At 68.8% G+C, this 12120-nt stretch carries 15 protein-coding genes; 12 read left to right on the top strand and 3 right to left on the bottom strand.

What is annotated here, in order from left to right:
• Window positions 1-92: 92 nt before the first annotated feature.
• From map to truA, 9 genes are all read left to right on the top strand, one after another.
• Window positions 93-929, top strand: coding sequence for a type I methionyl aminopeptidase (gene map / locus SMA5143A_RS29635; RefSeq protein ID WP_107465878.1), 837 nt, complete (start codon window positions 93-95; stop codon window positions 927-929).
• Between the two features lie 210 nt (window positions 930-1139).
• Window positions 1140-1526, top strand: a complete 387-nt coding sequence (locus SMA5143A_RS29630) for a hypothetical protein (RefSeq protein WP_107465877.1) — start codon at window positions 1140-1142, stop codon at window positions 1524-1526.
• A gap of 251 nt (window positions 1527-1777) precedes the next feature.
• Entirely contained in the window at window positions 1778-1999 is a 222-nt protein-coding gene (gene infA / locus SMA5143A_RS29625) for a translation initiation factor IF-1 (protein WP_003948620.1), read from the top strand.
• Window positions 2000-2068: 69 nt separating this feature from the next.
• Complete coding sequence (rpmJ, locus tag SMA5143A_RS29620; protein WP_003998809.1) at window positions 2069-2182, top strand: 50S ribosomal protein L36; 114 nt, start codon at window positions 2069-2071, stop codon at window positions 2180-2182.
• Between the two features lie 195 nt (window positions 2183-2377).
• Window positions 2378-2758: a 30S ribosomal protein S13 gene (gene rpsM, locus SMA5143A_RS29615; protein WP_055536772.1), complete on the top strand. Its 381-nt coding sequence runs from the start codon at window positions 2378-2380 to the stop codon at window positions 2756-2758.
• 66 nt (window positions 2759-2824) lie between these two features.
• Complete coding sequence (gene rpsK, locus SMA5143A_RS29610; protein ID WP_003956432.1) at window positions 2825-3229, top strand: 30S ribosomal protein S11; 405 nt, start codon at window positions 2825-2827, stop codon at window positions 3227-3229.
• 162 nt (window positions 3230-3391) lie between these two features.
• Complete coding sequence (locus SMA5143A_RS29605) at window positions 3392-4414, top strand: DNA-directed RNA polymerase subunit alpha (RefSeq protein ID WP_003966937.1); 1023 nt, start codon at window positions 3392-3394, stop codon at window positions 4412-4414.
• A gap of 172 nt (window positions 4415-4586) precedes the next feature.
• Window positions 4587-5093 (top strand): 50S ribosomal protein L17, encoded by a 507-nt coding sequence (rplQ, locus tag SMA5143A_RS29600; protein WP_107465876.1) that lies wholly within the window; start codon window positions 4587-4589, stop codon window positions 5091-5093.
• A gap of 149 nt (window positions 5094-5242) precedes the next feature.
• Window positions 5243-6106 (top strand): tRNA pseudouridine(38-40) synthase TruA, encoded by an 864-nt coding sequence (truA, locus tag SMA5143A_RS29595; protein ID WP_107465875.1) that lies wholly within the window; start codon window positions 5243-5245, stop codon window positions 6104-6106.
• 23 nt (window positions 6107-6129) lie between these two features.
• Here truA and SMA5143A_RS29590 read toward each other — a convergent pair whose 3' ends face one another.
• Complete coding sequence (locus SMA5143A_RS29590; protein ID WP_107465874.1) at window positions 6130-7017, bottom strand: hypothetical protein; 888 nt, start codon at window positions 7015-7017, stop codon at window positions 6130-6132.
• 366 nt (window positions 7018-7383) lie between these two features.
• On the opposite strand from SMA5143A_RS29590, the gene rplM reads away from it, so the two are divergent.
• The 3 genes from rplM (at window position 7384) to glmM (ending at window position 10000) form a co-directional block, all read left to right on the top strand.
• Window positions 7384-7827, top strand: coding sequence for a 50S ribosomal protein L13 (gene rplM, locus SMA5143A_RS29585; protein WP_055715789.1), 444 nt, complete (start codon window positions 7384-7386; stop codon window positions 7825-7827).
• A 42-nt stretch (window positions 7828-7869) separates the two neighbouring features.
• Entirely contained in the window at window positions 7870-8382 is a 513-nt protein-coding gene (rpsI, locus tag SMA5143A_RS29580) for a 30S ribosomal protein S9 (RefSeq protein WP_055517251.1), read from the top strand.
• 259 nt (window positions 8383-8641) lie between these two features.
• Entirely contained in the window at window positions 8642-10000 is a 1359-nt protein-coding gene (gene glmM / locus SMA5143A_RS29575; RefSeq protein ID WP_107465923.1) for a phosphoglucosamine mutase, read from the top strand.
• Window positions 10001-10102: 102 nt separating this feature from the next.
• Here the strand turns inward: glmM and SMA5143A_RS29570 are convergent, their stop codons facing one another.
• Window positions 10103-11044 carry a DUF389 domain-containing protein gene (locus SMA5143A_RS29570; RefSeq protein WP_107465873.1) on the bottom strand — a complete coding sequence of 314 codons (942 nt, stop codon included), beginning with the start codon at window positions 11042-11044 and terminating at the stop codon, window positions 10103-10105.
• 61 nt (window positions 11045-11105) lie between these two features.
• Window positions 11106-12095, bottom strand: a complete 990-nt coding sequence (coaA, locus tag SMA5143A_RS29565; RefSeq protein WP_107465872.1) for a type I pantothenate kinase — start codon at window positions 12093-12095, stop codon at window positions 11106-11108.
• Between the last annotated feature and the right edge of the window lie 25 nt (window positions 12096-12120).

Raw genomic sequence — 12120 nt, 5'->3', positions numbered from 1 at the left:
ACAACCCCGAGAACGACGAGCTGTGGACCGAGGACCGGCCCAGCGGCACAGTGGACGCCCGTAGGCGGAGAAGACGGAGAGCGCAGGACCCCATGGTGCAGATCAAGAGCCCCGAGCAGATCGCCAAGATGCGCGAGGCGGGGCTGGTCGTCGCCGCCATCCACGCGGCCACCCGTGAGGCCGCCGTGCCGGGCGCCTCCACCAAGGACCTCGACGACGTGGCCCGCAAGGTGCTCGCCGAGCACGGCGCGAAGTCGAACTTCCTCGGGTACGGCGGCTTCCCCGCCACCATCTGCACCTCGGTCAACGAGGTCGTCGTGCACGGCATCCCGAGCGACGACGTCGTCCTGAAGGACGGCGACATCATCTCCATCGACTGCGGCGCCGTCGTCGACGGCTGGCACGGGGACGCCGCGTACACGGCGTTCGTGGGCTCCGGCCACGCTCCCGAGCTGGTCGAGTTGTCGCGGGTCACCGAGGAGTCCATGTGGGCCGGGATCGCCGCGATGAGGCTGGGGAACCGGCTCGTCGACATCTCCCGCGCCATCGAGACGTACATCCGCCGGCAGCCGAAGCCGGGCGGCGGCAAGTACGGCATCGTCGAGGACTACGGCGGCCACGGCATCGGCACGGAGATGCACATGGACCCGCACCTGCTGAACTACGTCGAGCGGCGGCGCGGCAAGGGGCCGAAGCTGGTGCCGGGCTTCTGCCTGGCGATCGAGCCGATGGTGTCCCTGGGCACCCCGCGCACCGAGGTCCTGTCGGACGACTGGACCGTGGTGACGACCGACGGCACCTGGTCCTCGCACTGGGAGCACTCGGTGGCCCTGACCGAGCAGGGGCCGCTGGTGCTGACGGCGCCCGACGGCGGCCGGGCGAAGCTGGCGGAGCACGGCATCACGACGGCGCCCGACCCGCTGGCCTGACACCGGGTCGCGGCCCCGGAGACCCATGTGGGCGACGGGCCGCGGGCAGCCGCAAAGCGGCGGCAAAGGAAGCGCATGAACCGATCTTGAAAGCGCATGATTCGCTTTCGTGTTCGGTTCCGGGCCTAGTCTCGTCCATGACCGCAGCGGGGAGCGGGCTCCATGACCGACGACGCTCCCCTCTGGCATGTTCGAAACGAGGGGAATCCCATGAAGCCCGCGCTCCAGCGCACCCTTGCCGTCTCGGCCGGCGCCTTCGCCCTGGCCACCGTGGTGGGTGTCGCGCCCGCCTCGGCCTCCGCGAGCGGCTGTCACTCGTCCGCCTGTGTGCGGGTCGAGGGCTCGAAGCTCCACGTCGACTGGATCAAGGCCTACTCGGGTGACGAGCGGTTCCACGGCAAGTTCAAGATCTACGCGGAGAAGGCGCACTACGTGAAGTGGTCGCCGCTCGCCACGTACTACAACACCAGCACGCACCAGACCTTCTACAAGGTCGACATCGACAAGAACTGGCCCGACGGGACCGACGTCTGCGTCCAGGCCTTCGTCGAGGGCACGGCCTCCAACGGCACCGCCTGCGTCACGGTCCACGACTAGTCGACGACCCGTCCGCGGCACCGGTCGTGCCCCGGACCCACCCGGTCGGCCCGCCCCGCCCCTCGCGCATATCGCGCCGACGGGCGGGGCATCGTCATGAGAGACGGCCAGGAGCCAATTCGTCTTTCCGGGTGCGCTGACGTAGACTGACTCGTCGGCTCTCGTGTACCCGCATGTCCGCATGCGCCCGTTAGGGACTCGCGGACGGGAAAGCAGGAGTCGATCAAGGTAGTCGATTCGAAGGGCGAAGCGTGGCCAAGAAGCAAGGTGCCATCGAGATCGAGGGCACTGTCGTCGAGTCTCTGCCGAACGCCATGTTCAAGGTCGAGCTCCAGAACGGCCACCAGGTCCTGGCACACATCAGCGGCAAGATGCGTATGCACTACATCCGCATCCTCCCTGACGACCGGGTCGTGGTGGAGCTGTCTCCGTACGACCTGACGCGTGGCCGGATCGTCTACCGCTACAAGTAGATCTTGCCCGCATCCGTGCCCCGGTCTCCGGGACGCGGGTGGTGGCACTGACCCGGAGAACCTCACCCAATGAAGGTCAAGCCGAGCGTCAAGAAGATCTGCGACAAGTGCAGGGTGATCCGCCGTCACGGTCGGGTCATGGTCATCTGCGAGAACCCGCGCCACAAGCAGCGCCAGGGCTGACGCACGTTCGACCGCTCCCTCTGCATCGATATCGCAGGGATTCGCGCGACGCGAGCTGAATTGTTCATACGCAGGACCCAGGCGCCCCAGGTGCCTGACACCCCCGGTCGGAGGCCGGGGACCCGGTTCGTACCTGGTACGGCGGCCGGGAGCCGGTTCTGCGGAAGACCTCCGAAGATCACCAGGAGCCATTGAATGGCACGCGTTTCCGGTGTTGACATCCCGCGCGACAAGCGCGTGGAGGTCGCCCTCACCTACGTGTTCGGCATCGGCCGGACCCTCTCCCAGCTGACGCTGGCCGAGACCGGCATCGACCCGAACACCCGCGTTCGCGACCTCTCCGAGGAGCAGCTCGTCGCGATTCGTGAGTACGTCGACAACAACATCAAGACCGAGGGTGACCTCCGTCGCGAGATCCAGGCCGACATCCGCCGCAAGGTCGAGATCGGCTGCTACCAGGGTCTCCGTCACCGTCGTGGTCTGCCTGTCCGCGGTCAGCGCACCAGCACCAACGCTCGCACCCGCAAGGGCCCGCGTCGCGCCATCGCCGGTAAGAAGAAGCCGGGCAAGAAGTAGTCCACAGCGGACTTCGCCGTCCAGCGGTCTTCGCTGTAGGACCGACCACCTCCCGTAGGAGTACAGATGCCCCCCAAGGGTCGTCAGGGCGCTGCCAAGAAGGTGCGCCGCAAGGAAAAGAAGAACGTCGCTCACGGCCACGCGCACATCAAGAGCACGTTCAACAACACGATCGTCTCGATCACGGACCCCTCGGGCAACGTGATCTCCTGGGCCTCCGCCGGCCACGTCGGCTTCAAGGGCTCCCGGAAGTCCACGCCGTTCGCCGCGCAGATGGCCGCCGAGTCGGCTGCCCGTCGCGCGCAGGAGCACGGCATGCGCAAGGTCGACGTGTTCGTCAAGGGCCCGGGTTCGGGTCGTGAGACGGCCATCCGTTCGCTCCAGGCGACCGGTCTCGAGGTCGGCTCCATCCAGGACGTCACGCCCACCCCGCACAACGGCTGCCGTCCCCCCAAGCGCCGCCGCGTCTGACCCTCCGGGTCGGACACACAGACTGCTTGATCTGAGGTTTTCGGGCGGTACGGCTCTTACGGGGCGTACCGCCCGTACCCTTGTAGCTGCAGCACATATCGGGCTACCGCCCGGTGGCAAGGGCATCAAATAGTGGGTGCCCATGACTGAAGGACTCACCACATGCTGATCGCTCAGCGTCCCTCGTTGACCGAAGAGGTCGTCGACGAATTCCGCTCCCGGTTCGTGATCGAGCCGCTGGAGCCGGGCTTCGGTTACACCCTCGGCAACAGCCTCCGTCGCACGCTCCTGTCGTCGATCCCCGGTGCGGCTGTCACCAGCATCCGGATCGACGGTGTCCTGCACGAGTTCACCACCGTGCCGGGCGTCAAGGAGGACGTCACCGACCTGATCCTCAACATCAAGCAGCTGGTCGTCTCCTCGGAGCACGACGAGCCGGTCGTGATGTACCTGCGCAAGCAGGGCCCGGGTCTGGTCACCGCCGCCGACATCGCGCCCCCGGCCGGTGTCGAGGTGCACAACCCCGACCTCGTCCTCGCCACGCTCAACGGCAAGGGCAAGCTGGAGATGGAGCTGACGGTCGAGCGTGGCCGCGGTTATGTCTCCGCCGTGCAGAACAAGCAGGTGGGCCAGGAGATCGGCCGTATCCCGGTCGACTCCATCTACTCGCCGGTTCTCAAGGTCACGTACAAGGTCGAGGCGACTCGTGTCGAGCAGCGCACCGACTTCGACAAGCTGATCGTCGACGTCGAGACCAAGCAGGCCATGCGTCCCCGTGACGCCATGGCGTCCGCCGGTAAGACCCTGGTGGAGCTGTTCGGTCTGGCGCGCGAGCTCAACATCGACGCCGAGGGCATCGACATGGGTCCGTCCCCGACGGACGCCGCGCTCGCCGCGGACCTGGCGCTGCCGATCGAGGAGCTGGAGCTCACGGTCCGCTCCTACAACTGCCTCAAGCGTGAGGGCATCCACTCCGTGGGTGAGCTCGTGGCGCGTTCCGAGGCCGACCTGCTCGACATCCGCAACTTCGGTGCGAAGTCGATCGACGAGGTCAAGGCGAAGCTGGCGGGCATGGGCCTGGCCCTGAAGGACAGCCCGCCCGGATTCGACCCGACCGCCGCGGCGGACGCCTTCGGCGCCGACGACGACGCGGACGCGGGCTTCGTGGAGACCGAGCAGTACTGAGCGCTCCGCGGGGAGGCCGTACTGCGACTGCGGGCCGGTTGTGGCTGGTCGCGCAGTTCCCCGCGCCCCTTCCAGGCCCCTTCGGGGGCCTGGATCTTCGACGGGCGTCCGCCCGCTCGGATACTGACTCCGGTACCTGATACGGCCGGGGCAGACACCTAGGAGAAACACCATGCCGAAGCCCACCAAGGGTGCCCGTCTGGGCGGCAGCGCCGCGCACGAGAAGCTGCTCCTCGCGAACCTCGCGAAGTCGCTCTTCGAGCACGGCCGGATCACCACCACCGAGGCGAAGGCCCGCCGTCTGCGGCCGTACGCCGAGCGTCTGGTCACCAAGGCGAAGAAGGGCGACCTTCACAACCGCCGCCAGGTGCTCTCGGTCATCACGGACAAGAGCGTCGTGCACACGCTCTTCACCGAGATCGGCCCGCGGTACGAGAACCGTCCGGGTGGCTACACCCGTATCACCAAGATCGGTAACCGTCGTGGCGACAACGCGCCCATGGCTGTCATCGAGCTGGTCGAGGCGCTGACGGTCGCGCAGGAGGCCACCGGTGAGGCCGAGGCCGCCACCAAGCGTGCCGCCAAGGACGCGGAGACGCCGGCCGCTGAGGCCAAGGTGGACACCGCCAAGGCCGACGACGCCGCCGATGAGGCCGCCGAGGAGTCGAAGGACGCGTAAGCGTTCTGCGGGGGGCTGCCCGGTCGGCGGCTGCGGGCACGTCGTGGCCGGTCGCGCAGTTCCCCGCGCCCCTGAGGGGGCGCGTGTGAGTGGGTCCGTTCCTGTCGCGGGAGCGGGCCCGCTTTTTTTGTACCTGAGAGGATCCAGGGGTGAGTGACGAAGTACAGCCCGGCCATGTCCGTGTGCGGCTGGACCTGTCCTACGACGGGACCGAGTTCTCCGGGTGGGCCAAGCAGGCCGCGGGGCGGCGGACCGTGCAGGGGGAGATCGAGGACGCGCTGCGGACCGTGACGCGGTCGGCGACGACGTATGAGTTGACCGTGGCCGGGCGGACCGACGCCGGGGTGCACGCCCGGGGGCAGGTGGCCCATGTCGACCTGCCGCGGGAGGTGTGGGACGAGCACCACGGGAAGCTGCTCAAGCGGCTCGCGGGGCGGCTGTCGAGGGACGTACGGGTGTGGGCGCTCCGGGAGGCGCCGAGCGGCTTCAACGCGCGGTTCTCGGCCGTCTGGCGGCGGTACGCCTATCGCGTCACCGACAACCCCGGCGGTGTCGATCCGCTGCTGCGCAACCACGTGCTGTGGCACGACTGGCCGCTCGACGTGGACGCCATGAACGAGGCGGCCCGGGAACTGCTGGGGGAGCACGACTTCGCGGCCTACTGCAAGCGGCGCGAGGGCGCTACCACCATCCGCACGCTCCAGGAGCTGAGCCTGGTGCGGGGCGACGACGGGATCATCACGGCGACCGTGCGGGCCGACGCGTTCTGCCACAACATGGTGCGCTCCCTCATCGGGGCGCTGCTCTTCGTGGGGGACGGGCACCGGGGCGCCGAGTGGCCCGGCAAGGTGCTGGCCGCCGGGGTCCGGGACTCCGCCGTGCACGTCGTACGGCCGCACGGGCTGACCCTGGAGGAGGTCGGGTACCCCGCCGACGAGCTGCTCGCCGCGCGGAACAAGGAGGCGCGGAACAGGCGGACCCTGCCGGGTGCGCCCGGGGGCGGCTGCTGCTGACCCCGGGGCTGCTCCGGTGCTCGCTACTGACCGTTGGCGGCGGCGGAGGCCTGGGCCTGGCCGCGGCGGTGGATCTGCTCGAAGGTGAACTTGGCCAGGGCGTCGCCGGTGGTGAAGACGGCCTTGTCCTTCTTCGTCGCGTCCTTGCCGTTGGTGAAGCCGGTCACAGTGAAGTAGGCGTAGCGGCCGTAGGAGTTGGTGGTCGTGTAGCAGATCGTCGTACGGCAGAAGGTGGGCACGCCGTCACCCGAGAGCGAGGTGACGAGGCTCTTCTTGTCCGCTTCCGCCTTGACCTTCTCGGCTTGGGCCTCGGTGTTGAACAGGGCGACTCCGGCCGTGACCGCGACGTCGCCCCTGTAGTAGGTGACACGCATGACACGGGTGCAGTCGTTGCTGTTCAGGACCTTGTCGAGGGTGCCCTGGACGGCCGAGGCGCAGTCGGTCGTCGAGGCCGTGGGGCCCTTGCGGTAGACGCTGTCGTCCTCGGTGGTCATCTGGGAGCCCGGGAAGAGGATGTCCGGGCTGATCGGCGCCTTGTCCTTGCCCGAGCTGGAGATGAAGTCCTTCGGGTCCAGCGGGGGCGGGGCGGTGGTGGGCTCGAACGACGGATCCGTCTTGGTGCTCGCGCTCGGGATGTCCGTGGTGGCCGGGAGGTCGCTGTTCGGGCCGCTCGCCGTGGTGGAGCCGCCGTCCGCGTTGACCACGGAAAAGGCCACGGCGGCGCCGATGCCGACCGTCGCCAGGGCGCCGCCGACGATCATCAGGAGTCTGCGGCGCCTGTTGCGTGATTCGGACTGTTCGGCCATCGCGGCCCAGTCCGGGGTCTGGTTACTGGAGGAACTCCACTGATCGTCCCACGGAGTGCGGGAACCCCCGGGGCTCCACTGAGACCCCCCCTGCCCAAAGCTCATGGGGCGCAGTTTAGACGGGGGAAGTGGGCCGATGGTCAGTGTCCGGAGGGACTTGAGCGCCGGGCGTGATCCGGAGGGCGGGGGCAAAAGCCGCCAACCATGGGTGGTCGGGACGATCGTCCTCCCGGCATCGGCGGGTCGTCCGCCGGGGCCGTTTTGACCCGTCCGGGGCCGCACGGCTATTCTTCAGGTTCGTTATGTGTATTGGCTTGCTCATTCTCACGTGAGACGCCCTTACACCGGTCCACCGGGCCGATGACCAGCGACCAGCACGCGGTTTGCGTCACCGCTGTGCGGTCAGGGCTGTCGTGATCGTCTTCGGTGACCTTGTCAGGAACCTCACTGAAGAAGCGAAGGCTACGAACCGTGCGTACGTACAGCCCCAAGCCCGGCGATGTGACGCGTCAGTGGCACGTCATCGACGCTCAGGACGTTGTCCTGGGTCGTCTCGCCACCACTGCCGCCACTCTGCTCCGCGGCAAGCACAAGCCGATCTACGCGCCCCACGTCGACGCTGGTGACTTCGTCATCATCATCAACGCGGACAAGGTGCACCTGTCCGGCAACAAGCGGACCCAGAAGATGGCCTACCGCCACTCCGGCTACCCGGGTGGTCTGCGCTCCGTCCGTTACGACGAGCTGCTGGAGAAGAACCCCGAGAAGGCCGTCGAGAAGGCCGTCAAGGGCATGCTTCCCAAGAACTCCCTGGGCCGTCAGATGCTCTCCAAGCTGAAGGTCTACTCGGGCGACCAGCACCCGCACGCTGCCCAGCAGCCGGTGCCGTTCGAGATCACCCAGGTCGCGCAGTAAGTCCGGCCACCCCCTAAGCCTGAAGAGAATCTGAGGAGAATCGTGGCCGAGACCACTGCCGAGCAGCCGCTCGAAGAGCTTGACATCGACAGCTACACCACGGAGTCGGACGTCCCCGTCGAGGGCGAGTACACCACCGAGTCCATGGCCTCCCGCTTCGGCGAGCCCCAGCCGGCCGCCGGCCTGGGCCGCCGCAAGAACGCCATCGCGCGCGTTCGCATCGTGCCGGGCACCGGCAAGTGGAAGATCAATGGGCGGACGCTCGAGGACTACTTCCCGAACAAGGTGCACCAGCAGGAGGTCAACGAGCCGTTCAAGGTTCTTGAGCTCGAGGGCCGCTACGACGTCATCGCCCGCATCGCCGGCGGCGGCGTCTCCGGCCAGGCCGGTGCGCTCCGTCTCGGTGTCGCCCGCGCCCTGAACGAGGCCGACGTCGACAACAACCGTGGCGCCCTCAAGAAGGCCGGCTTCCTCCGCCGCGACGACCGTGCGGTCGAGCGCAAGAAGGCCGGTCTGAAGAAGGCCCGCAAGGCTCCGCAGTACAGCAAGCGCTAAACACCGCTCCGCTGCACCGCACGCAACGCCCCGGTGGCACGTACCTGTGCCGCCGGGGCGGTTTGCGTAGCAGGGCCGCTGCTGTTCCCGCACGACTACACGCAGACTGCCGGTACAACCCCGAACGGGGGAGGACGGTCTCAGGGGATGTACTTGGTCCGGGGGGGACCGGACACTCGGGGGACAACCGGTGGGGGACACCCGGTACGGGACCACCTGGTACGAGCCGCACATTCTCAGCAATTCGGAGGACACCACAGTGGGACGACTCTTCGGCACGGACGGCGTGCGCGGTGTCGCCAACGCGGATCTGACGGCCGAGCTCGCGCTCGGACTCTCCGTCGCGGCGGCACACGTACTCGCCGAGGCGGGCACCTTCGAAGGCCACAAGCCGGTGGCGGTGGTCGGGCGGGACCCGCGAGCGTCCGGGGAGTTCCTGGAGGCGGCCGTCGTGGCCGGCCTCGCCAGCGCGGGCGTCGACGTGCTGCGCGTCGGTGTGCTGCCCACCCCCGCGGTGGCGTTCCTCACCGGCGAGCTGGGCGCCGACCTCGGCGTGATGCTCTCCGCCAGCCACAACGCCATGCCCGACAACGGCGTCAAGTTCTTCGCCCGCGGCGGGCACAAGCTCGCCGACGAGCTGGAGGACAAGATCGAGGCCGTGTACGAGGAGCACCGGACCGGGGCGCCCTGGGACCGGCCGACCGGCGCGGGCGTCGGACGGGTCCGCTCCTACGACGAAGGGTCCGAGCGGTACGTCGAGCACCTGCTGTCCGTACTGCCGAACCGCCTCGACGGGCTGAAGATCGTCCTCGACGAGGCGCACGGCGCGGCCGCCGGGGTCTCCCCGGAGGCGTTCACCCGCGCCGGGGCCGAGGTCATCACGATCGGGGCCGAGCCGGACGGGCTCAACATCAACGACGGGTGCGGGTCCACGCACCTGGGGAAGGTGCGCGCCGCCGTCGTCGAGCACGGGGCGCACCTCGGCATCGCGCACGACGGGGACGCCGACCGGTGCCTCGCCGTCGACCACGAGGGCAACGAGGTCGACGGGGACCAGATCCTCGCCGTGCTCGCCCTCGACATGCGGGAGCGGGGGGTGCTCCGCTCGGACACCGTGGTCGCGACCGTCATGTCCAACCTCGGCTTCAAGCTGGCGCTGGAGCGGGAAGGGCTGCGGCTCGTCCAGACGGCGGTCGGGGACCGGTATGTGCTGGAGGAGATGAAGGAGCACGGGTACGCCCTCGGTGGCGAACAGTCCGGGCACGTCATCGTCCTCGACCACGCGACCACCGGGGACGGCACGCTGACCGGGCTGCTGCTGGCGGCGCGGATCGCGCGGACCGGGCGCACGCTGGGGGACCTCGCGGGGGTCATGGAGCGGCTGCCGCAGGTGCTCATCAATGTGCCGGACGTGGACCGGACGCGGGTGGGGACGTCCGCGGAGCTGGCCGCCGCGGTGACCGACGCGGAGCGGGAGCTGGGGGCCACCGGGCGGGTGCTGCTGCGGCCGTCGGGGACGGAGCCGTTGGTGCGGGTGATGGTGGAGGCGGCGGATATCGAGCAGGCTCGGTCCGTCGCCGGGCGGTTGGCCGACGCGGTGAAGTCGGCGCTCGGGTAGGGCGTCGGTTCCGGGTTCGGGGTGCCGGGTTCTGTGGTGTGCGGGCTGCGGGTTCGTCGTGGCTTGTCGCGCAGTTCCCCGCGCCCCTCAGGTGCCCGGGAGTCATCGGGCGCCCTTTGTCGCTGCTCGTTGCTTTGACCAGAGGTACTTCTGGAGGACCATGGTCAGGGTGGCCGCCAGGATGATGCCCGCCAGGTTGAGCAGGAGTTGGTTCGTCGAGCCCACCGTCTGCTTCGTGTCGCCGTAGGCCAGGGCCACCGCCGCGTTCGCCGCGGCCGGGACCGTGGTGACCGAGATGGCCACGCCCACCAGGGCGCCCGACTTCGCCGATGTCAGGGAGAGGGTGCCCGCGATGCCGGCGAGGACGGCGACGATGAAGGAGAAGGCGTCGGGGGCGTAGACGAACGCGGTGTTGGGGCGGTCGGCCTCCAGTTCGGCCTCGGTGAAGTAGCCGAGCGCGTCCATGAAGACGGTGAAGCCGACCGTCACCGCCATCGCCACCGCGAAGCCCACGAGCAGGGCGATCAGGGAGCGGAGCGCCAGCCGCGGGTGACGTTGCACGATGGCCGTGCTCAGGCCGGCCAGGGGGCCGAACTCGGGGCCGACCGCCATCGCGCCGACGATGAGGATCGCGTTGTCGAGGACCACACCGCACGCGGCGATCATCGTGGCGAGGGTGATGAAGGCGACGTAGGTGACGGAGAGCGTCGACTCCTCGTGCGTCGCGTCCGCCAGGTGCTCCCACAGCACGGCGTCGGCGCCCTCGCCCGGCGCCTCCTTCTCGGCCTTGTCGGCGCGCCTGGAGAGCGACAGGTCGATGTTCTCGACGGCGATCGAGCCGGTCTCGTCCAGGTGCAACTCGCGGAGCGCGCCGATCAGTTCGTCGCCCGCCTCCCGCGCGACGTCGCACATGACGACGTCGCCGACGGGGTTGCGGGCGGCGCCCGGCACCACGACGAGATGGGTGGTGCCGACCGTCGACTCGATCAGGCGCACCACCTCGTCGGTCCGGTCGGCCGGGGTGATCAGGCGCAGATGCAGCATGGTGCCTTTCTAACAGCACCTGTTGAACGTCCCGCCGCCCGGTGCGGCCCTTGGTCGGGCCTCACAGTTTGCGCAGGCTGAGGCGCTTCACCTTGTGGTCGGAGCCCTTGCGGATGATCAGGGCGGCGCGGCCCCGGGTGGGCGCGATGTTCTCGATCAGGTTGGGCTTGTTGATGGTGCGCCACTGGGTGCGGGCGTAGTCGAGGGCCTCCTCCTCGGAGACCTGGGTGTACTTGCGGAAGTACGAGGACGGGTCCTGGAAGGCGGTCTCCCGCAGCTTCCGGAAGCGGTTGAGGTACCAGCGCTCGACGTCGTCGGCGTGGGCGTCGACGTAGACACTGAAGTCGAAGTAGTCGGCGAGACCGACGCGGGTGCGGCCGTCCTTGCCGGGGAGGGCCGGCTGGAGGACGTTCAGGCCCTCGACGATGAGGATGTCGGGGCGGCGGACCGTGAGCCGCTTGTCCGGGACGATGTCGTAGATGAGGTGGGAGTAGACGGGGGCCGTCACCTCGTCCTTGCCGGCCTTGATGTCGGCGACGAAGCGGGTGAGCGTACGGCGGTCGTACGACTCGGGGAAGCCCTTGCGGGAGACCAGGCCGCGTTCGCGGAGGTCCTTCATGGGGAGCAGGAAGCCGTCCGTGGTGACCCGCTCCACCCGCGGGTGCTCGGGCCAGCGGGCGAGGAGGGCCTGGAGGAGCCGGGCCACGGTGGACTTGCCGACGGCCACGGAGCCGGCGACGCCTATGACGAACGGGGTGCCCGACTGGGAGCCCTGCTCGCCGAGGAACGTGTTCAGGGCGCCGCGCAGGCCGTCGGTGGCGCCCACGTAGAGGTTGAGGAGCCGGGACAGCGGCAGGTAGATGTCCCGTACCTCGTCGAGGTCGATGACGTCGCCCAGGCCACGCAGCTTCTCGACCTCCTCGGCGGTCAGTGGCAGCGGCGTCTTGTCACGCAACGCGCTCCACTCGGTACGGGTGAGGTCGACGTAGGGAGTCGCCTCCGGCCTGGGCCGGTTGGCGCTCCGCGGCAACGAGGAGACCGGTGAGATCACAGTCCATTGTTAACGGAGTTTGAAC

The organism is Streptomyces sp. MA5143a, assembly GCF_900290235.1.
In the GTDB taxonomy this organism is placed as follows: Bacteria; Actinomycetota; Actinomycetes; order Streptomycetales; family Streptomycetaceae; genus Streptomyces.
The sequence above is the reverse complement of the archived record's forward strand: the minus strand, read 5'-3'. Positions and strand labels throughout refer to the sequence as shown.

What these genes read in the sequence shown, in the direction of transcription:
- rpsK (WP_003956432.1), top strand. Translation starts at nt 2,825, where the DNA reads ATGCCCCCCAAGGGTCGTCAGGGCGCTGCCAAGAAGGTGCGCCGCAAG.
- rpmJ (WP_003998809.1), top strand. Translation starts at nt 2,069, where the DNA reads ATGAAGGTCAAGCCGAGCGTCAAGAAGATCTGCGACAAGTGCAGGGTG.
- rpsM (WP_055536772.1), top strand. Translation starts at nt 2,378, where the DNA reads ATGGCACGCGTTTCCGGTGTTGACATCCCGCGCGACAAGCGCGTGGAG.
- SMA5143A_RS29590 (WP_107465874.1), bottom strand. Translation starts at nt 7,017, where the DNA reads ATGAGCTTTGGGCAGGGGGGGTCTCAGTGGAGCCCCGGGGGTTCCCGC.
- SMA5143A_RS29570 (WP_107465873.1), bottom strand. Translation starts at nt 11,044, where the DNA reads ATGCTGCATCTGCGCCTGATCACCCCGGCCGACCGGACCGACGAGGTG.
- SMA5143A_RS29605 (WP_003966937.1), top strand. Translation starts at nt 3,392, where the DNA reads ATGCTGATCGCTCAGCGTCCCTCGTTGACCGAAGAGGTCGTCGACGAA.
- SMA5143A_RS29630 (WP_107465877.1), top strand. Translation starts at nt 1,140, where the DNA reads ATGAAGCCCGCGCTCCAGCGCACCCTTGCCGTCTCGGCCGGCGCCTTC.
- rplQ (WP_107465876.1), top strand. Translation starts at nt 4,587, where the DNA reads ATGCCGAAGCCCACCAAGGGTGCCCGTCTGGGCGGCAGCGCCGCGCAC.
- map (WP_107465878.1), top strand. Translation starts at nt 93, where the DNA reads ATGGTGCAGATCAAGAGCCCCGAGCAGATCGCCAAGATGCGCGAGGCG.